At 60.4% G+C, this 18639-nt stretch carries 20 protein-coding genes and 2 pseudogenes; 14 read left to right on the top strand and 8 right to left on the bottom strand.

Translation table 11 applies throughout. From position 1 onward, the window contains the following. Positions 1-60 precede the first annotated feature (60 nt). The 3 genes from ACFOJ9_RS25495 to ACFOJ9_RS25485 are packed head-to-tail and all read right to left on the bottom strand — an operon-like array spanning position 61 to position 3393. On the bottom strand, positions 61-1218 hold the full coding sequence (locus tag ACFOJ9_RS25495) for an aminotransferase class I/II-fold pyridoxal phosphate-dependent enzyme (protein ID WP_378988043.1): 1158 nt from the start codon (positions 1216-1218) through the stop codon (positions 61-63). 10 nt (positions 1219-1228) lie between these two features. After that, entirely contained in the window at positions 1229-2356 is a 1128-nt protein-coding gene (locus tag ACFOJ9_RS25490; protein ID WP_378982454.1) for a 2Fe-2S iron-sulfur cluster-binding protein, read from the bottom strand. Beyond that, positions 2353-3393, bottom strand: coding sequence for an aromatic ring-hydroxylating dioxygenase subunit alpha (locus ACFOJ9_RS25485; protein ID WP_378982452.1), 1041 nt, complete (start codon positions 3391-3393; stop codon positions 2353-2355). The genes ACFOJ9_RS25490 and ACFOJ9_RS25485 overlap by 4 nt, the downstream gene beginning before the upstream one ends. A 123-nt stretch (positions 3394-3516) precedes the next feature. Here ACFOJ9_RS25485 and ACFOJ9_RS25480 point away from each other — a divergent pair, with 123 nt between their 5' ends. The 11 genes and pseudogenes from ACFOJ9_RS25480 to ACFOJ9_RS38865 all read left to right on the top strand — a co-directional run. After that, on the top strand, positions 3517-4434 hold the full coding sequence (locus ACFOJ9_RS25480) for a LysR substrate-binding domain-containing protein (protein WP_378982450.1): 918 nt from the start codon (positions 3517-3519) through the stop codon (positions 4432-4434). A 12-nt stretch (positions 4435-4446) separates the two neighbouring features. Then, positions 4447-4593, top strand: coding sequence for a hypothetical protein (locus tag ACFOJ9_RS25475; RefSeq protein WP_378982448.1), 147 nt, complete (start codon positions 4447-4449; stop codon positions 4591-4593). Positions 4594-4683: 90 nt separating this feature from the next. Beyond that, positions 4684-4890: a hypothetical protein gene (locus tag ACFOJ9_RS25470; protein ID WP_378982446.1), complete on the top strand. Its 207-nt coding sequence runs from the start codon at positions 4684-4686 to the stop codon at positions 4888-4890. A gap of 181 nt (positions 4891-5071) precedes the next feature. Further along, entirely contained in the window at positions 5072-5749 is a 678-nt protein-coding gene (locus ACFOJ9_RS25465; protein WP_378982444.1) for a protein-L-isoaspartate(D-aspartate) O-methyltransferase, read from the top strand. Positions 5750-6839: 1090 nt separating this feature from the next. Further along, entirely contained in the window at positions 6840-7277 is a 438-nt protein-coding gene (locus tag ACFOJ9_RS25460; RefSeq protein WP_136621987.1) for a hypothetical protein, read from the top strand. 340 nt (positions 7278-7617) lie between these two features. Then, entirely contained in the window at positions 7618-7932 is a 315-nt protein-coding gene (gene groES / locus ACFOJ9_RS25455; protein WP_258589076.1) for a co-chaperone GroES, read from the top strand. Positions 7933-7982: 50 nt separating this feature from the next. Beyond that, entirely contained in the window at positions 7983-9626 is a 1644-nt protein-coding gene (groL, locus tag ACFOJ9_RS25450; protein WP_378982441.1) for a chaperonin GroEL, read from the top strand. Between the two features lie 166 nt (positions 9627-9792). Then, complete coding sequence (locus ACFOJ9_RS25445) at positions 9793-10158, top strand: 4a-hydroxytetrahydrobiopterin dehydratase (protein WP_378982439.1); 366 nt, start codon at positions 9793-9795, stop codon at positions 10156-10158. Positions 10159-10193: 35 nt separating this feature from the next. Continuing rightward, positions 10194-10520: an antibiotic biosynthesis monooxygenase family protein gene (locus ACFOJ9_RS25440; RefSeq protein ID WP_378982437.1), complete on the top strand. Its 327-nt coding sequence runs from the start codon at positions 10194-10196 to the stop codon at positions 10518-10520. A gap of 76 nt (positions 10521-10596) precedes the next feature. Continuing rightward, the gene (locus ACFOJ9_RS25435; RefSeq protein WP_378982435.1) at positions 10597-11508 is read left to right on the top strand and encodes a complex I NDUFA9 subunit family protein; all 912 of its coding nucleotides are present in this window, start codon (positions 10597-10599) and stop codon (positions 11506-11508) included. Between the two features lie 118 nt (positions 11509-11626). Next, positions 11627-11764: pseudogene (locus ACFOJ9_RS38865) on the top strand (IS3 family transposase); the annotation flags it as partial. Positions 11765-12028: 264 nt separating this feature from the next. On the opposite strand, the gene ACFOJ9_RS25425 reads toward ACFOJ9_RS38865, so the two are convergent. Both ACFOJ9_RS25425 and ACFOJ9_RS25420 read right to left on the bottom strand, forming a co-directional pair. Continuing rightward, on the bottom strand, positions 12029-12451 hold the full coding sequence (locus ACFOJ9_RS25425) for a CBS domain-containing protein (protein ID WP_378982433.1): 423 nt from the start codon (positions 12449-12451) through the stop codon (positions 12029-12031). A gap of 142 nt (positions 12452-12593) precedes the next feature. Further along, on the bottom strand, positions 12594-12908 hold the full coding sequence (locus ACFOJ9_RS25420; RefSeq protein ID WP_378982431.1) for a DUF2934 domain-containing protein: 315 nt from the start codon (positions 12906-12908) through the stop codon (positions 12594-12596). 958 nt (positions 12909-13866) lie between these two features. Between ACFOJ9_RS25420 and ACFOJ9_RS25415 the strand changes: the two genes are divergently transcribed. Then, positions 13867-14211: a hypothetical protein gene (locus tag ACFOJ9_RS25415; RefSeq protein WP_378982429.1), complete on the top strand. Its 345-nt coding sequence runs from the start codon at positions 13867-13869 to the stop codon at positions 14209-14211. Between the two features lie 1063 nt (positions 14212-15274). Beyond that, positions 15275-16489, top strand: coding sequence for an NAD-dependent formate dehydrogenase (locus tag ACFOJ9_RS25410; protein ID WP_378982427.1), 1215 nt, complete (start codon positions 15275-15277; stop codon positions 16487-16489). A 331-nt stretch (positions 16490-16820) separates the two neighbouring features. Here the strand turns inward: ACFOJ9_RS25410 and ACFOJ9_RS25405 are convergent, their stop codons facing one another. Both ACFOJ9_RS25405 and ACFOJ9_RS25400 read right to left on the bottom strand, forming a co-directional pair. After that, complete coding sequence (locus ACFOJ9_RS25405) at positions 16821-16997, bottom strand: VOC family protein (RefSeq protein WP_378982425.1); 177 nt, start codon at positions 16995-16997, stop codon at positions 16821-16823. Positions 16998-17240: 243 nt separating this feature from the next. Next, positions 17241-17426: a hypothetical protein gene (locus ACFOJ9_RS25400; protein WP_111549063.1), complete on the bottom strand. Its 186-nt coding sequence runs from the start codon at positions 17424-17426 to the stop codon at positions 17241-17243. 161 nt (positions 17427-17587) lie between these two features. On the opposite strand from ACFOJ9_RS25400, the pseudogene ACFOJ9_RS25395 reads away from it, so the two are divergent. Next, a pseudogene (locus ACFOJ9_RS25395) lies at positions 17588-17936 on the top strand (sunset domain-containing protein). 260 nt (positions 17937-18196) lie between these two features. Here the strand turns inward: ACFOJ9_RS25395 and ACFOJ9_RS25390 are convergent. Further along, complete coding sequence (locus ACFOJ9_RS25390; protein WP_378982423.1) at positions 18197-18604, bottom strand: hypothetical protein; 408 nt, start codon at positions 18602-18604, stop codon at positions 18197-18199. Positions 18605-18639 lie beyond the last annotated feature (35 nt).

The raw sequence follows: 18639 nt of genomic DNA, 5'->3' as shown, positions 1-18639 counted from the left end.
CAACCGACAACGGCACCGCTTGCTCGATCCAGTTCGTTTGCCTGGGAGACGCGAGGCCGCTCATCGCCCCGCCAATCCCTGAAGCGCTGTGATCAGCCGGTCGTTGTCAGCCGGCAAGCCGATGGTGGCACGCAGATAGTGCTCGTAGCCGGCTTCGCGCCACGCCTTGACGATGATCCCCTGCTTCAGGAGACCGGCGGCAAGGCTAGCGCTGTCGCCCTTGCAGTCAAAGAACAGGAAGTTTGTCTGCGACTGGGCAACCCCGAAGCCGAGGCCGGCAAGTGCGGCGGCGGCGCGCGCACGCTCGGCCCTGACGCGGCCCGCCGACGCCTTCATCCAGCTTTCATCGGCGAGTGCCGCGATGGAGGCGGTCTGCGCCGCCGCATTGACGTTGAAAGGCGTCTTGGCGGCCGCGATCACTCTTGCCAGTTCGAAGCCGGAACAGACGGCATAACCCACGCGCAGTCCCGCCAGGCCATAGGCCTTCGAGAATGTACGCAGCACCACATGGTCGATGCCGCTATCGCGCAGGACCTCGATGCCGTCGGGCGCGCCGGGATCGGCGAATTCGAAATAGGCCTCGTCCAGGACAAGAAGCGTGCCGGGCCGCACCGCGTCGATCAGCCGTTGCAAGCTGGGACGGTCGAGACCCGGCCCGACCGGGTTCCACGGCGAGGATATGAAAACGATCCGTGGCCCGGCCGCGATCGCCATCTCGAGCGCGGCTAGATCGAACCCCATTTCGGGTGTCATCGCAATCTTGACGACATCGGCACCGGCCGCCAGCGGCTCTATCTCATGCAGGCCGAAGCTCGGTACCGTGGTGACGACCGAGGCGCCCGGCACCAGGACGGCGCGCGAGATGGCGGCGATCATCTCCTCGGAACCATTGCCGGCGACGATCAGGCCGGGATCGACCGCCAGTTTTTCGCCAAGCGCCGCCCGCAGCGCAGTGCAGGCCGGATCGGCATAGCGCCATGGCTCGAAGGATGAGGAGGCCAATGCGACCATGACGGCGGGAGAACACCCATCCGGGTTCTCGTTGCTGGCCAGCCGGGCGATATCGTGGCGGCCACTCAGCGCTCGCGCCATCGCGATGTTCATGCCGGCATTGTAGAACGGCAAGGCGGCGATATGCGGATTGAGCGGCAGGCCCGATGCTGGTTTGACCGATTGTTCCAAATCCGACTTCCGTTTCCCCGCGCCCACGCGCGGCATCACGATCTTGTCAAACATCCAGGACGACTGATCCGCGCGGCTTGGAGCAGCACAGCAGCACTTCGCCTGCCCCAAGCTCGTCCAGTGGTTCTTCGAAATAGGCGACGTCGCCCGAGATCAGCCGCGATTTGCATGTGCCGCAGATGCCGGCCCGGCAGCTGAATTCGGGCAACAGACCCTGGTTCTCGGCGAGGTCGAGCAACGATGCGGCCGAGCCATCCCAGACGGCCGTCAGGCCCGACTTCCTGAATTCCACGGTTGTCGCCTGACCGGCCGGCTCGGTCCTTGCCGGCTGCGCCGGAACCGTGGGGGCTCGCACGGCATCAGGCTCAAGCACCGTTGCCGGGCCGAAGAATTCGTAGGCAATGCGATGCTTCGGCACGCCAAGCTCGCGCAGCATGGCGTAGATCGCCTGCATGAACGGCGGTGGGCCACAGAGGTAGAAATCATAGTCATCAATCGGCAGCAGGCGCTGCAGCACGTCCCGCGAAATCATGCCTTCGCTGTGGAAACTCTGTTCGGCCCTGTCGCGCTCGGACGGGGACCGATAGCAGTAGTGCGCGGTCAGGCCGGGCCGGGTCGTGATCAGGCCGGTCACCTCGTCGCGCAAGGCATGCACATCGCCGTTCTCGCAAGCGTGGATGAAGACGGCACGGCGGTCCGGCATCGAAGCCAGCGCATGCAGCATCGACACCATCGGCGTCAGCCCGACGCCGCCGCTGAGCAGCACGACTGGACGGTTGCTGCCCTTGTCGAGCACGAAATCGCCGCACGGCCCTTCCGCCTGAAGCACATCGCCGACCTCGATCCGGTCATGCAGGAAGCACGAGCTTACCCCGTCGGGCAGCCCCGGCGCGAGTGCTGCTTCGCGCTTCACGCTGATCCGATAGCGAGTGCTGTCTGGGGAACAGGAGACGCTGTAGTTGCGCAGCACATATCCCCTTTCGCCGGCTGCCTCCCGCGCTACCGGAATCCGGAACACCAGGAACTGGCCCGGCTGGAAGTCGCGCCAGTCCTGTGGATTGACCGGCTCGACATGGAACGACGTGATGATGGCGCTTTCGCGCACCTTCGCGACCACTTTCAGGTCGCGAAACCCGCTTCTTGCGATGGTGTCGCGAGCGGTGAATGCGTTCATTCGGCAGCCGCCAATTGCTGGCTCTCGCTGGCGATCAGCTTGGCCAGGTTGCGGCGAAAACGCAGCGGCCCGACATCGATCTTGAGATCGAGATTGGGCGTGCGCTTGTTGGCCATGCCTTTGTGCACGGCATTGAGCACGGTGCGGTCCTCATCAAAGGCGCCGCGCACGGAGGTGGCGAACTGACGCGAAACCTCCAGGTCGTCGGGGGCGAAATTGCGCATCTGGAACCAGTAATATTTCGTCTGGTTCTCATCGACCGGCGTCATGAAATTGTAGCTGTCCATGAGGAACACATCCTCGTGCAGCGGCTTGCCCTCGCCGCCGGTGCGGGCCGGCACGAAGATCGCCTTGATGATGGCGTTGGAGGGGTAGCGCACCTCGTAGTGCTGCTTGCGGTCGCAATTGCCGGAGAATTTGAGGAAAGGCGCATAGAAGGGCGCCGGCGCGGCATCGACCACCCAGCGCCACACGGTCACGCCGTCCGCGCCCACGGTGGTTTCGAGCGGCGCATCCTCCATCGCCTGAACGCCACCGAAGGAGGACTGGTGGACCCAGGACACATGCGAAGGGTCAAGCAGGTTGTCGGTCATGTAGAGGTAGTTGCAATCGAGCGCCATGGACTCGCCACGATTGACGCCCCATGCCGGATCGCCCCAGTGGTCGACCGCGAAAATCAGCGCGGGGTCGGCCTTCGCTGCCTCGCCCATCCAGACCCAGAGCAGGCCGTAGCGCTCGGCGATCGGATACGAACGGACGCAGGCGACATGCGGTATCTTTTCCGCGCCCGGCACCCGTGTGCAGGTTCCCGTGCTGTCGAAGGTCAGCCCGTGATAGCCGCATTCGACAGTGTCGCCCTTGATGCGGCCCATGGACAGCGGCAGCTTGCGGTGAGGGCATGCGTCTTCAAGCGCGGCCACAGCACCATCCGTCCGGCGATAGAGGACAATATCCTCGCCAAGAATCCGGGTCGGCACCAGCCTGTCGGCGACCTCATGGTCCCATGCGGCAACGTACCAGCAGTTTCGAAGAAACATGGCGTCCTCCCGAGCTTGTGAACGCCTAAACGAATATCTTGCGGGCCCGGGACGACATAGGGCTTGCATCTGCGTTCTATTTTAGAAAAACTAAATCAAGCTGACCCCAGGATCGTTGCCCAGGTGAACAAGACGCCCCCGCTACGTGCGATACAGGCCTTCGAGGCTTTCGGCAGGCGTGGCAGCGTGACGGCGGCGGCCAACGAACTCGGCGTCTCCGTCGGCGCGGTCAGCCAGCAGATCCGCAAGGCCGAAGACGCCTTGGAGGCGAGGCTTTTGGAACGGCGCGGCAGAAGTGTCGCCCTTACCGCGCTGGGCCGTGTTTACCACGCAGCGGTTTCCGTCGGCTTCGAACACATTCGCGAGGCCCAAGATGTCATCGAACGGGCCCGGTCCGCGGACACTTTGACCATCTCCTGCCTGCCGTCGCTGGCCAGCAAATGGATCGGCCCGCAGCTCCTGGATTGGCAGATCGACCACCCCGGCGCGACTGTGCGGCTGGTGGGCGCCGAGACAGAGCCCCGGCTGGGCGCCGAACAGGTCGACTTCCGTATTTCCTACGGCACCAAATATCGTGATTTCGAGCACTACACCGAACTGTTCACCGATTGGGTGGTGCCGGCCTGCTCGCCGACGCTGCTGGCGAAACATCCGGTCGGCAAGCCCGCCGATATTCTCGATCTGCCGCTTCTCAGCATCGAATGGGCTCGCGATCACCGCTCGCCGCCGACATGGGCGGAATGGGCCGCAAGCATCGGCGCGGTGCATCGCAGAACATCCGGCGAAGTGGCCTTTTCCCTGTCGAGCGCGGCGATCGATGCGGCGGCCAACGGAAGGGGCTTTGTGCTGGCGCAACTGTCAATGGCTGCCGACGATATCGCGTCGGGCAGGCTCGTCGCCCCGTTCGACAAGCGGATCAGGCTGCCGGAACCTTATTTTTTGGCTTGGGATCGGGCCATTCTTGCGAAGCCTTTTGGTTCTGAGTTGCGAGCCTGGATTGTTTCGATTTCTAAGCGACTGGGCGCAACCTTAGCAGGATAGTCGAACACTGCCGTGAACCCTTTCTGCGGCTACATTGTCGTTGAGGCCGATACCATCGATGCTGCCGCCCGCCTGTTCGAGAACCACCCGCATTTCACGGTCTTCCCGGGAGAAGGCGTGGACATCATGCCCTTCCTCACCGGCCCTGCGCCGACTTGAACATCCGCTAATCGCTTGCTGATGCATCCAAACAGCACAGTAGTGACGGTCCGGAGGCGGCGTAAATGCAACGGAAGCGCCGCGCCGGCTGTGCCGGCGTTCGCCCTCGCCTCGCCTGCAGCGCGAATAGCGCTTCTGGCTCGCCCAGGTCCGGTCATCGTCAATCACCAGATCACGCACGATCAGCACAGGAGCTACAGCGCAGGGTTCGGCGTCGTTTTGGCCTTCGGCCCATTGGTGCTCAACTGGCTGGCGATCCGCTATATCGATGTTGTCGCCTGGCTGGCGAGCTGCTGATGCGCACGCCGTTCCACCCCCCGGTGCGAGGAACGGGAGAGCAACAAGGACGGCGACGAAATAGCAGAGCGGTACAACCCGCCCCAACCGAAGCCGCGTTCTCGACGACATGATTACTGTGACCAGACGAACAGGTTATAAGGCTATCAGGCAGCAGACTGGTTGAGGAACGCCCACCGTCATGAAGCCGATGAACGAAGAGCACCTCGCGGTTCTACGCAGGCACATGGTCGAGGTGATTGCAATCTATGCCGACCTTGCAAGCGAAGAACTCGGCAAGGCGACGCTCGATGAGCGGGTGATGGCAGCGATGCGGCAGGTGCCACGGCATCTCTTCGTTCCAGCCGTGGTCGCGCCTTATGCCTACCAGGACATGCCGCTGCCGATCGGCTTCGATAAAACCGTCTCGCAGCCCTTCATCGTCGCTCTCATGGCCGATCTCCTTGCTCCCCAACCGCACGAGGCAGTGCTCGAGATCGGCACCGGCCTGGGCTACCAAACCGCAATCCTCGCGGAACTCGCCTCGCAGGTTTGGAGCGTCGAAATCATCGAGGAATTCGCAAGCCATGCCGAGGCTCTCCTGCAGAGCCTCGGCTCCTCCAATGTCGGCATTCGTGTCGGAGACGGGTCTCGCGGCTGGCCTGAGCACGCCCCATTCGACAAGATCCTGGTCACGGTGGCGGCTGAGCCGACGCCGCCGGCTTTGCTTGAGCAGCTCAAGCCAGGGGGGCGCATGGTTCTGCCTGTGGGATCTGAAAAAGTACAGTTGCTGACTGTCATCGACAAGGATGCGGCAGGGCAACTCGAGGTTCGGGAACTCATCCCAGTTCGGTTCAGCCGGCTCGAAACGGTCATATGAGGGGTGCGGCTGCGCGGAGCCGTGCTGGAAGATCAGGATAACGCGCGCCGCATCGATCACACGGGCGCTGGACGGCATCGCCGATCTTTTGACATCCATGCCGCAACGCTACTCGTCGAGCACGCCTGCAGCCGCCGGTCGCAGCCGCTGGCGATCATGCCGGCGCGGTCGTATGTGCGCTTATCAAAGACCCTTATCCAGCCTACTGAGTGCCTACCAGAGGGCAAATGGGTCGCTCATCTGGGAAAATGACGGCTAAAGGCTCAAGGAATTAGCCCAGTGGCCAACACGTAGCGGGCAGGAGGTAACGATGGATCTCAAGGACAGGCGCGCCTCTGGTGCGGCGTGGTAGCCGTGATCGTGGTATTGGTTGTGATTGCGTATGCGGCTGGTTGGTTTGGCGGCACACCGATACCAGCACCGCAGCAGTGAGAGCGATCGTCATTCTCGCTTGGCGGCAGCTGACTGCTCAGTCTCTAAAGGTCGAAGGAAGGGACACCTGATTGGCTGTTTCGCTGGTTCGGCTACCATCCTGACGACGCACAGCCTGCACCGTTTTTGAGATGGCTTCCGCTCAATTTGTTGGAACGGACCGGTCCTTGGATCGCGCGCAATCCGCAACACTCCGCCATCGGGCCGGGTAACTTCGATAGTGGTTTCGACACAGAAACTGCGATCCTACGGAGTAGCCAGGCGCCAGGTCGTGCCGGAAGTCGTACACTGGAGTCACAAGGCCCAACGACCGAGCGGAGAACTCGCATCAGCCCGGCCTTCGGCGGTTTCGAAGCTAAACTGCCACTCCCTTGATCCCGCTGCCCGGCCCGCAATGGAGCCGGGCTACTCCAGCACAGACTCTGCCCGTCGGTCACCTCGATCGGCACGGACTCCAGACCGACGTCGTCGAACAGCCGCGCATGTTGACCGCGTTTCGCCAAATTAATGGCCGGATCTTTGCGAAGCCTCCACATCTGCGTGAACGAAGCCCTCCAGGCATCATCGTGATTGGACTTCACGATCCGTTGGAGTCACGCTGGCTGCAGGCATAAGAAGGATATGGGTGGACCAACTATCGTCCGAATAGGAGGCCAACATGAAGCACCAAACGATCGAGCAACTGCAGATCGTCGCCGAGATCGATCAGGCCTACCCGCGCCAGACCATGTCGCGCAGCGAACGTCTTGAACGCTGGGCGGAGCTCCTCGAACGGAACCCTGACCGGCGCCTCTCGACGCTGCCTCAGACTGAGTACCAGCCGGCTAATGCGCGCGCGATCATGCGCGGCCACGACACGCCGATTTCGATCGCTTTCGAGGATCCTGTCCTCCGCGCCGCCGGGTTGGAAAACGACAACTACGGCGAAGCGAAGCGGTTCTTCGAGCTGACCGACAGGCAATTGCATGAGATCATCTGCTATTGCCATTTCGGCGCGACGGTGAACGCCGCAACGGCCGCCCGTCACATCCGTGCGGCGATTGCCGGGAGACAGCCCGGCATGTTCGCTCGGATGCGTGAGGCGTTCGTCGGATAAAGCCGGCGCCGTTTCGCAGCATCATTTTTGAAGCGGCTCGCATGGAAAGCCGCCGCCGCAGCGCAGGCAAGCGCTCCCCACGCGGGAAGGATGCGTTGCATGAGGGATGGTGCGGTCATGATTATCCAAGGTCCTTTTCGAGAGCGGCGTCGAGGTCTGCTGGGTTGAGCTGCACCATCTGTTGCGCCGAACTCTGCAGGGCGATTGCCGGCAGGTGAATGAACGCGCCGACGCGTCGCCAGGCAAGCCTGGAAAATTTGGCACTCCTATCATTCGAGTGCCAAAGGGGCTATGTTAAGTGTTGCAGTCGCTCTATGTGCGGCGGCAGAAAGAACCCCCAATGAAGTTCCGACCACTCCACGACCGCGTCGTCATTCGGCGCGCTGAAGGCGACAACAAATCCAAGGGCGGAATCATCATTCCCGACACCGCCAAGGAAAAGCCTCAGGAAGGCGAAGTGATCGCCGTCGGCCCAGGCTCACGTGATGAGAGCGGCAAGCTGATTCCGCTCGACGTCAAGGCCGGCGATCTCATCCTGTTCGGCAAATGGTCCGGCACCGAGGTCAAGATCGACGGCGAGGATCTCCTGATCATGAAGGAGAGCGACATTATGGGCATCGTCGAGAAGACCAAAGCGGCCAAGAAAGCAGCCTGACCGGGCGATTTGCGCTCTCCTAATTTCTAGACTGAACTGGACGTAAAATCATGTCTGCCAAGGAAATCAAATTCGCTACCGATGCCCGCGACCGGATGCTGCGCGGTGTCGAGATCCTCAACAATGCCGTGAAGGTGACGCTCGGCCCCAAAGGCCGCAATGTCATCATTGACCGCGCCTATGGCGCGCCGCGCATCACCAAGGACGGGGTCGCCGTCGCTAAGGAAATCGAGCTTGCCGACAAGTTCGAGAACATGGGCGCGCAAATGGTGCGCGAAGTGGCCTCGAAGACCAACGACCTTGCCGGTGACGGCACCACCACCGCCACGGTGCTGGCCGCTTCCATCCTGCGCGAGGGCGCCAAATTCGTTGCCGCGGGCATGAACCCGATGGATCTCAAGCGCGGCATCGATCTTGCTGTGGCTGCCGTGGTGAAGGACATTCAAGCCCGGGCCAGGAAAGTCAAATCTTCGGACGAGATCGCCCAGGTTGGCACGATCGCCGCCAATGGCGACGCGTCGGTCGGCGCAATGATCGCCAAGGCGATGAACAAGGTCGGCAATGAGGGCGTGATCACCGTCGAGGAGGCCAAGACCGCCGAGACCGAACTCGATGTCGTCGAGGGCATGCAATTCGACCGTGGCTATCTCTCACCCTATTTCGTCACCAATGCCGACAAGATGCGCGCGGAGCTGGAGGACCCCTACATCCTCATTCACGAGAAGAAACTCGGAAATCTGCAGGCGATGCTGCCGATCCTCGAAGCCGTGGTGCAAAGCGGCAAGCCGCTGCTGATCATCTCCGAGGACGTCGAAGGCGAAGCGTTGGCGACCCTTGTGGTCAACAAGCTGCGCGGCGGCCTGAAGGTCGCGGCCGTCAAGGCGCCGGGCTTCGGCGACCGTCGCAAGGCCATGCTGGAAGACATTGCGGTGCTCACCGCCGGCCAGATGATTTCCGAAGACCTCGGCATCAAGCTCGAGAACGTTACGATCGACATGCTCGGGCGGGCTAAGCGCGTGCTGATCGAAAAGGACACGACCACGATCATCGACGGCGCTGGTGAAAAGACCGGCATTTCAGCACGCATCCAGCAGATCAAGTTGCAGATCGAGGAAACGACCTCGGATTACGACAAGGAGAAACTCCAGGAGCGGCTGGCGAAGCTGGCTGGCGGCGTTGCCGTCATTCGCGTCGGCGGTGCGACCGAGACGGAAGTCAAGGAAAAGAAGGACCGCATCGACGACGCGCTGAACGCCACGCGTGCGGCGGTGGAAGAAGGCATCGTGCCCGGAGGCGGTGTGGCGCTGCTGCGCGCCAGGTCGGCGCTTAACGGGCTGACGGGAGCCAATGCCGATGTGACGGCCGGCATTTCGATCGTGCTGAGGGCGCTCGAGGCGCCGATCCGCCAGATCGCCGAGAATTCCGGCGTCGAAGGCTCGATCGTCGTTGGGAAACTCATGGACAGCAAGGATCACAATCAAGGTTTCGATGCTCAGACCGAACTCTACGTCGACATGATCAAGGCCGGTATCGTCGACCCCGCCAAGGTCGTTCGGACGGCCCTGCAGGATGCCGGTTCCATCGCGGCCCTGCTGATCACCGCTGAAGCAATGATCGCGGACATTCCGCGGAAGGATGCGCCCGCTATGGGTGGCGCAGGAGGTATGGGCGGAATGGGCGGAATGGACTACTGAGCGGCGCCTGAAACTATAGCCAGGACGACGGAGGCCAGCGACGCGGGCACTGCGAGCCGATATCTTGGCGATCATCGCCTCGCTCGACATCGTGTTCGGGGAGATCAATCGATAGGCGCTCGTCGCTGTCGTTTTTGCTGCTAAAAATAGTCTTGGAGACAAGAACATGACCGATACTCTTGCCGAGAAAACATGTACGCCTTGTCGCGGCGGCGTCCCGCCGCTCACGCGTGATGAAGCCCAACGCTTTCAGGCACATGCTCCTGATTGGGAGCTGGGTGACGATGCCCACCGCATCCAGCGGAGCTTTCGATGCGGCAATTTCCGGGACGCGCTCGCCCTTGTCCAGGAGATCGGTGAGCTCGCCGAAACCGAGGGCCATCACCCCGACATCAGTTTCGGCTGGGGTTATGTGACGGTTTCCCTGAGCACCAAGAAGATCAAAGGACTGCACGAGAACGATTTCATCATGGCGAGCAAGATCGATCGGGTGCTCGATCGCTCAGGCCGGCCCGTCGACCGCCAGCAGTGACACGGCAAATCCATCGCCAATCTAGCGAGGTTTCCATGACACAGATCCGAACCGACAACCAACCCGTCACCCAAATCACCGTCGTCGATTCTGAACCGGACAAACAGGCCGAGGCATTATCCGTCATGACCGAGCGGGCGCGCTTTATGGCGCGCCAGCCTGGGTTCATCTCAATCAGCCTGCATCGCAGCCTCGACGGGCGGCGCATCGTCAACTACGTCCAATGGCAGAATCGCGACCTGCTGCGATTGGCTCATCAGTCGCCGGAATTCCGCAAGGAGTGGGGTCATTTCGATCAGTTGACGGACGAGATCGATCCCAATCTGTACGAGGTAGCCCAGGTGATAGATAGTGGTCAGTAGGTGTGCCGCCCACATGACCTGAACCGCCGGGTCGAGACGGCCGACATGAGCTGACAAAGTCCAGGCCATGGCTTCCATGAACCATCGCGTCGTCACCGTGTTCGGTGGAACCGGGTTTCTCGGCCGCCGCGTTGTTCGGCGTCTCCGCGCTGGTGAGTTTTTTGTTCGGATCGCATCAAGACATCCGGAACGGGCCAGGAAGCTGTTTGGTTCTGATGATCCGCAACTTCAATCGGTCGAAGCCAATATCCACGATGAGCGGGCGATCGCCGATGCACTTGCTGGTGCTTACGGTGTTGTAAATGCGGTCAGTCTTTATGTCGAACAGGGACGGGAGACCTTTCATTCCGTACATGTCGAGTCAGCCCGGCGGGTTGCAGCTCAAGCACACCGAGCTGGCGTCGAACGGCTCATTCACGTTTCAGGAATCGGCTCCGATGTTGCCTCGCCGTCACTCTACATCCGCAAGCGTGGCGAAGGCGAACTGGCGGTGCGTGCCGCGTTTACTGACGCCACTATCATCCGCCCGGCGGTGATGTTCGGACCGGATGACGCGTTTCTCACCACCATCCTCAAGCTGCTCGGCCGGCTTCCAATCTATCCGATGTTCGGCCGCGGCCTGACGAGATTGCAGCCGGCCTATGTGGAAGATGTGGCGGAGGCGACCGCAAGAGTGCTGCAGGGCACGGAAACGCATCCGATCACATTCGAGTGTGGCGGCCCCCGCGTCTACTCTTACGAGGAATTTCTCAGAGTCGTTGCGCACGAAGCCGGTCTTAAGCCCAAACTGATTCCAATCCCATTTGCCGCTTGGCACGCGCTGGCTTGGTTCGCCGAAATGCTCCCGAGCCCGCCCGTCACTCGGAATCAAGTGGAACTGATGCAGGTCGACAACGTGTCATCGCCGGAGATGCCGGGATTTGGAGAACTTGGAATTTCGCCGTACTCGGTCGAGGAAATGCTCCAGGAGATATTGTGGGATCACTGATCAAAGAGCTTCTTCGGCTAGTGCGCTCCCGCCAAGGGGAACGACAAGGGCAAGGTCGAGGGCATGGTGAAGTATGCCCGCTCGAAACTTCATGACGCCGATACCGGCGGCGGCGAGCGTCGATGAGGCTTCGGTCTATCGTCTGCTCAAGGCGCACGACCTGATCAACAGTCCGGCCTTCATCGTCATGAAGGCTGCCAACGAGTTCAAGGACAAGACGACGGCCCCTAACCAGCTATGGCAGACCGACTTCACCGAAAGCTGGCTGGATCGCGTTAAAGGCAACCGCATGCAGCCACTGCAAGGAGAGGGTGCAATTTTGCGCGAGGCGAGGGCGGACCGAGTGCGCTCCGATATTTGCCGCTGCTCCTTCTCCGCCAGAGCTGCGTACAGGTGCAGTATAAGTTCGTCCTGCACACGCGGCATTTCCAAGGATGCAGCCGACAGTTGCGGTTGGGTTCCGCAATCGTCGGAGCCGAAGCCCGACGGGTATCGACTATCCGCCGGGCGAGCCACCCTTTCAGTGGTGATGGGCGGAAACGCTCTTGACGTATTCGGACACCAGTTCCATCGGCGCCGACTGACCGAGGTCGCCCACGCTAAGGATGCCGACCATCCGCATATTCTCGTTGATCACCGGCAACCTGCGGATTTTTAGTTCCTCCATGTGCTGCATGGCCTTGGCCAGATCGTCGTCTTCGCGGCAGCAGTGAATGCCGGCAGTCATGACATCGCGCGCCGTCGCGGTACGGCTGTCGAAACCATCCTCCGCCAGTCCTTTGCAGACGATGTCGCGGTCGGTCACCATTCCGATCAACCGGTCGTTCTCTCCGATAGGAATCGAGCCAATATCCTGGGCTCGCATCATCTTCGCTAGTTCGGTGACAGGGGTTTCGGAGCTGACCCAGTCGACACCCTTGTGCATTGCGTCTTTGACTTTCATAGCGGACTCCCTTGCTGGTTGCCCCGCCGCTGTGTTTCATCTTACCGCGGACGGGGTTTGGCTGCCAGAGGTCGTCGATCTGTACTCGCAATCGGTGCGGCAGGTGATCGAGGCCCCCCAGCCTCGCGCCGGGGTTTTCGTTTCATGGCTGCCCTTTCGCATCCTTTGACCGCTTTGCGATGGCTGGACCTGCGCCGGCAGACTGCTGTGTGTCCGATGAATCTTTCCGCAGGTCCGCTTCGTCGATCTCGTTCATTGCCTGTTCCCAAAAACGCAAGTCGGCGCCATGGGGCTTCCCTTCGATTTCCCAAAGCGCATATGCCCGTTGGCGGATGCGATCTTCTCTGTTCTGATCGACCATCGATTCCTCCCGATGTTCATTTGGCTCGAAAGGAACGCTTCCGCGGCCGAAACGATCCACACCGCCTGCAGCATTTTCCTTGGGTTTCAGACCCACAGACACACTTCGCCCTGTCAAGACGTGCACCAGCCGCCAGGGCAACGCTAATCAAGTTGGCTCGCCCTTCCACAGCGCGGCCCGATTGTTCGCTTTTACAGAGATACGAAAACGCCGCTCGACCGGAAGGGAGCGGCGTTTACCAAGTGTGGTGTCCTACCCTAGACGAAACCCCGATTTGGTCGGGGCCGTCGGATGTTGAACCGACGTTTCCAGCTTGTCCGCTATCAGCCTTTAGATGGGGATCTCCCGTCGTCCTTGCAAGCGCCCTCGGCGGCTTTGCAAAGTGAGAAAGGCTAGTTGCGAGCCAATCACTTACCCAGCCATAGACCGATCTCGCGACAGGGCGCATAGTTCGCGGATGAAGCCGCTCCCCATAATCGACCCAGCCAACGACAACGGCAAGCCAGAGGATCACCTAGCTGTAGCCACAGTGGCCCTTCACACCGCCGTCAAAGGGCTGGATGCACCCGTTGAATTGCTGGCCAGCAAGATCAAAGCGCCTGTAGAGGGAGCGTCGCAGCGGTGGCCTACACGGTGATCTGGTATGGGAAAAGGGCATCGTAGAGAAGACGCCATTTGATGCCGAGAAGGCTGCGAGGGACCACATCTTTACTACCTTTCCCGCCCGAAAGCAGGATGACGGTATTGTAGCGGTGGAAGTTCGCAAAGACGACGGCACGGTCGTTTTCAGCAAGGCGGGGTGACAAATAAATTCGAGGGAAACGCAACTGGCCTGCCCTTTTGGATCTTTTGAGGGTTTGCCCTAGGGGCGGTTCCTGAATTTTGTCAGGCCATTAAAAATGCGGCGACAAAACTGACGGGCCTACATTGGATCCAATAATCGAGTCGCATGTACCAAACCGGCACACTATATATAGATGGTCGCCTGCACCTTCCCGGCAAGCCGGCGAGTGGAAGAGTCCATCACGCTTTCGCCCAACAAGGGAGAAGCGATTTGACCTTCAACCGGGCAGCGGATCCAACGCAGCTTTCAATGCTGGCCACAGTGGTCGATGAATATTGCCATCAGGCTGGGATAGCAGTTGGCGATCCGGCCAGGGAGCGTATTGGCCGTCACATCATCGAGTTATTCCAAAGCGGCATGGATAAGCCAGACGAGTTGTTGTTGGCCTTAGACCATCACTACGACGAGTGGCTTGGTGAGGGTGGCCTGCCGTCGTCTCGTGCCGAGCAAGCCGCATCGCTGGCCTCTGGCGCTCCTCCCTCCCCTGCGGATCACCCGTCGATGTCGCCGCTACGCTTCCCTCAGCGAAAAACCCCGCAGGAGCGGGGCTTCTAGTATTTTTCGGCGCGGGCTTGCGGCTCCACTGAAAACAGTGGCGGAGAAGTTAGGCGACAGGGCCAGCGTCTGCCGTTACGGCGAGTCAGGATATCGTTGCATCTTCGCCGTTCCGAGCCGCGTCGAACGCGACCGGTCGATTGATGACATTGCTGACGGCAGAACCACCGAGTGTGCGCGTCACGGAAGCCGGAAAGCTGCGGTCGTTCAATTGCGGAATTCGGATGGAATTGTATCGACTCCGACTATCCTGCACACCCTGCAAAAGCTGCGCCGATGGCGCTTGCAAGGACGACAGGAAAACACCACCTATAGACTGATAGCGAACAAGCTGGAAACGTCGGTTCAAGTCCGACGGCCCCGACCAAATCGGGGTTTCGTCTAGGGTAGGACACCACACTTGGTAAACGCCGCTCCCTTCCGGTCGAGCGGCGTTTTCGTATCTTCTGTAAAAAGGCAACAAACGGCCCGCATTGTGGAAAGGCTAGCCTTGTAGCGCGGCTAGTGCGTCCGCAACTCGAACTTGATCAGGACTTGTATAAGCTGCCTGTCTGTCTCGTCACTTTCGCCATTTCCAGGTGACAGCGGTGAGCGTTGCGAACTGGCTTGGCAATACCGTCTGAGCGGCAAACGATGCGAGATTCCTCTGCTTGATAAGCGCTGACTAACAGGTTGTTTGCAATCTTTGAGGGGATGCAGAAGCCCTTGAGGCCTGCGAAGTCGGAGCCTGTCAGTGATCATGATGCACGGTGCCAACCTCGGCAATTCTGAAGTGTCCGCATCAAGCATTTGTTGTCAGCAGACCGTGCGCGCGGTCTGAAATAAAGGAACTCGAACGCTGCACCAGTGCCGCCCGCAGCACTTGAAACCATGCCCGGGTCTTCCATGTAATACGCAATAGCGCACAACTTTAGCGCACAACTTTCCGAATGAGGAAGCGCCGGCAGATGAGTCTGCTCCCCACCAGCAATTCAACAGAGCATCGCCGTGCCGACCATCGTTGGCCGGGAGCGTTAACAACAGAGCGTTTTCCTCTTCGTTGTCAGACGAAGGGAGATACACAATGGCAAAGGTCGTTTGCGTCCTCTATGACGATCCGGTCGACGGTTATCCGACAAAATATGCGCGGGACGGCCTGCCAAAGCTCGACCGCTATCCCGGCGGCCAGACACTTCCCACGCCGAAGGCCATCGACTTTGAACCGGGGGTCTTGCTCGGTAGCGCGTCGGGCGAACTCGGCCTGAGGAAATTTCTCGAAAGCGCGGGCCACAGCCTGGTGGTGACCTCGGACAAAGACGGTCCCGCCAGCATTTTTGAACGCGAACTCGTTGACGCCGAAATCGTGATCTCGCAGCCGTTCTGGCCGGCATATCTGACCGAAGAACGAATAGCCAAGGCAAGCAGACTGAAGCTTGCGATCACCGCCGGCATCGGATCCGATCATGTCGATCTTCAGGCCGCCATGGACCGCGGCATCACGGTCGCCGAGGTGACTTACTGCAATTCGATCAGCGTGTCCGAGCATGTGGTCATGATGATCCTGGGGCTCGTGCGCAACTACATCCCGTCCTACCAGTGGGTCGTGAAAGGCGGCTGGAATATCGCCGACTGCGTCGCACGCTCCTACGACATCGAGGGAATGCAGATCGGAACCGTCGGTGCCGGTCGGATCGGCAGCGCGGTGTTGCGCCGGCTGAAGCCGTTCGACGTCAAGTTGCACTACACCGATCGCCACCGACTGCCTGAGGCGGTCGAGAAAGAACTTGGCGTCACCTTCCACCAAGATCCCGCATCCATGGTCGGCGTCTGCGACGTGGTCACGATCAACGCACCTCTGCATCCGGAGACGGAAAACCTCTTTGACGAGACGATGATCGCCAGGATGAAACGCGGCGCCTATCTGGTGAACACGGCGCGCGGCAAGATCTGCAATCGTGACGCCATCGCCCGCGCGCTGGAGAGTGGCCAACTCGCTGGCTATGCCGGCGACGTCTGGTTCCCGCAGCCGGCTCCCAAGGATCATCCGTGGCGATCGATGCCGCATCACGGCATGACGCCGCACATTTCAGGATCGTCGCTCTCCGCCCAGGCGCGCTACGCCGCGGGGACCCGCGAAATTCTGGAATGCTGGTTCGAAGGCCGGCCGATCCGTGAGGAATATCTGATCGTCGATGGCGGCAAGCTCGCCGGCGCCGGCGCGCATTCCTACAGCGCCGGCGACGCCACCCGCGGTTCGGAAGAGGCGGCACGCTTCAAGGCCAGGAGTGATCCGCGCTAGATCGATTTCCGCTGCGCTCGACTCGGACGAGAACAAGACAAGGGTGACGGGCAGATCGACATGGGTTCTGCTGCCAAGGTTGACGAAAAGACCAAGGCCGAACTCAAGAAAAACTGGACGATGATGCTGGCCGGTTTGAAAAAGTCCGCTAAAGAAGATTGATGTGTCCGTGCCTCTGATTAGTGTTAACACGCTAGGGCGGAGCGGTTGGACGGGGACTCATCCCAACCGGAACAAGTCAGCTTCCGCGCATGCATTCTCAAATTTTCGTTGACGGACAAGTCTTCCCGATGTGCCGCGATCTGCCATCTATTCCCCCACGCATCCCGCATCATCGCTCGTCGGTCGCCATAGGCGTGTCCTTAGGTTCCTCAATCGGCTCTCCGCCCGCACCGATTGCACGCCGGTACGTTTCGTCAGTGTCTTCTACATACACATAGAGGAAAGCCGGCATTGCTTCGCGTTCGCCATCGCCGCTGACCATCACGATAGGGTCGCCAATCTTCATCTCTGCCGGCGCCCCAGTCCGGTACTCGCCGGTCGCGTCCCCGGCAGGCAAATCAGGCTAACAGAGTAGCCGAGAATTTCGTCCAGTTCAGATCGCCACCGTGCACTGGTGGCTCTGAATCAGGTGCTTCTGCAAACGGTGAAGGAAGTCCCCAGACCGCCTCTTGGATCTTGTAGGGCTCTACGGGCCGGTGAAGCCGCCCCTACGGTTGGGTAGCGACTGCGCGAGACCGGATGGCCATCGCTAGCTCTCCGCATGGCTAAAGACCACAGCGCCGTTGTCGTTACGAACTTCAACGGCGACGATTCCATCGTCACCTTTTCGGGTCTGGAACATCGAGATTGCATGGTCTTTCGCAGTCTTCTCGGCGTCGAACGTCTCCTTGTCGACGATGCCCTGTCTTCCGTACCAGATGACAGTGAAGGCCATTTTTGGTCGTTCCTTTGCGCCAAGCATACAGGAATTCAGGGCGATAGGGGATGAAAGCACGGTGCCACATTCAAGCATTGGCGCTCCACAGGGCCGGTGAACTAGCCGCATCTGGACTCCAAACGGCAAGAGGTCGCATTCTGCCCTGGGGGAAGAGGGGCGTGGACAAGCACCCCTACGACAATCGCTCTGGACAGTGGCGCAAGGGTACCGCCGGCAAACGCCGTCGTCGTTCTGGCAACCCGTCGTGGTGGGTGTCCATCTTTGCGGGCGGCGCATTCCTGGCCGGCTTGCTGACCCTTGAAATCGGCCCACCTCTCGTAGGCTGCAACATCAAGGGCAATATCAGCTACAACACAGGCGAGCGCGTCTACCATGTTCCCCGGACAGGAATACTACTGGCAGACACGTATAAGCCTTTGGAAGGGGGAGCGGTGGTTTTGCTCTGAAGCGGCCGCCCGCAAAGCTGGCTGGCGGAAATCGAGACCGGCCTTTTTATTGAGCATATGAGCCCAGTACGAAGACGCCATGTGGCGCGCTCGCCCAGTGTTACGACGCTGAGCTGAAGATCCACATGCAACGCCAGTTGCGAAGCGTCTCTTCGCTCAGCTGTCCGCGGTAGTGAGCGATGACGTCTTAAAGAGTGAGGTAGTTCGAGTCAGACACGGGGCGCTATTGCGTTGATGGAGTTCTTGATCGGCGACCCCCCTTGGCTACCAAGCAAAACGAACGCCGGCGGAAGAAAGAGGCGGCTTAAGGAAGTGACTTGGCTAGATCAACCGATGCCGCTCCTTAGATTCGTTTGCCCGTCGCCTCGTGCCATTGGTGTCAGTGGTTTTAGCTCGATGCGCCGCGTCGCTTTGAGCCCGATCTGTGTTCTTCTTCCTTCCGCTAGCGCCGCCTTCATTCTCCCATCGCTCGATCGCCCTCCGTTCGAGCGCCTTACGCGTCTTAAGCACGTCGAACTCGATGCCGACACCAGCCGATAGAGCTTCGCTCGCGATGGCGTCGGCAAGATCGGCGTCGGAGATTTCCAGTTCAGGAAAGATCTGTCTTATTGCTGCTAGGGCTTCCGAGAGAGCAAATGATTTCGGGTCTCTTTGGACCTCGTTGAGGAAGGCGCCAATTGCGGCGCGCACTTCAGGCTGAATTCGGTGGGTCGGGTCCGCGCTATTCATGGCGATTCTCCCTGGCAATCGTCTTAACGGTGCAT

Origin of the sequence: Mesorhizobium cantuariense (genome assembly GCF_042647205.1) — a bacterium.
GTDB classification, from domain to species: Bacteria; Pseudomonadota; Alphaproteobacteria; order Rhizobiales; family Rhizobiaceae; genus Mesorhizobium; species Mesorhizobium cantuariense.
Note: the sequence above shows the minus strand (reverse complement) of the source record. Positions and strands in the feature narration are given on the sequence as shown.

Coding starts and splice junctions, on each gene's coding strand:
- ACFOJ9_RS25495 (WP_378988043.1), bottom strand. CDS start 1,218: ATGCCGCGCGTGGGCGCGGGGAAACGGAAGTCGGATTTGGAACAATCG.
- ACFOJ9_RS25490 (WP_378982454.1), bottom strand. CDS start 2,356: ATGAACGCATTCACCGCTCGCGACACCATCGCAAGAAGCGGGTTTCGC.
- ACFOJ9_RS25485 (WP_378982452.1), bottom strand. CDS start 3,393: ATGTTTCTTCGAAACTGCTGGTACGTTGCCGCATGGGACCATGAGGTC.
- ACFOJ9_RS25465 (WP_378982444.1), top strand. CDS start 5,072: ATGAAGCCGATGAACGAAGAGCACCTCGCGGTTCTACGCAGGCACATG.
- ACFOJ9_RS25460 (WP_136621987.1), top strand. CDS start 6,840: ATGAAGCACCAAACGATCGAGCAACTGCAGATCGTCGCCGAGATCGAT.
- groES (WP_258589076.1), top strand. CDS start 7,618: ATGAAGTTCCGACCACTCCACGACCGCGTCGTCATTCGGCGCGCTGAA.
- groL (WP_378982441.1), top strand. CDS start 7,983: ATGTCTGCCAAGGAAATCAAATTCGCTACCGATGCCCGCGACCGGATG.
- ACFOJ9_RS25445 (WP_378982439.1), top strand. CDS start 9,793: ATGACCGATACTCTTGCCGAGAAAACATGTACGCCTTGTCGCGGCGGC.
- ACFOJ9_RS25440 (WP_378982437.1), top strand. CDS start 10,194: ATGACACAGATCCGAACCGACAACCAACCCGTCACCCAAATCACCGTC.
- ACFOJ9_RS25435 (WP_378982435.1), top strand. CDS start 10,597: ATGAACCATCGCGTCGTCACCGTGTTCGGTGGAACCGGGTTTCTCGGC.
- ACFOJ9_RS25425 (WP_378982433.1), bottom strand. CDS start 12,451: ATGAAAGTCAAAGACGCAATGCACAAGGGTGTCGACTGGGTCAGCTCC.
- ACFOJ9_RS25410 (WP_378982427.1), top strand. CDS start 15,275: ATGGCAAAGGTCGTTTGCGTCCTCTATGACGATCCGGTCGACGGTTAT.
- ACFOJ9_RS25405 (WP_378982425.1), bottom strand. CDS start 16,997: ATGAAGATTGGCGACCCTATCGTGATGGTCAGCGGCGATGGCGAACGC.
- ACFOJ9_RS25400 (WP_111549063.1), bottom strand. CDS start 17,426: ATGGCCTTCACTGTCATCTGGTACGGAAGACAGGGCATCGTCGACAAG.
- ACFOJ9_RS25390 (WP_378982423.1), bottom strand. CDS start 18,604: ATGAATAGCGCGGACCCGACCCACCGAATTCAGCCTGAAGTGCGCGCC.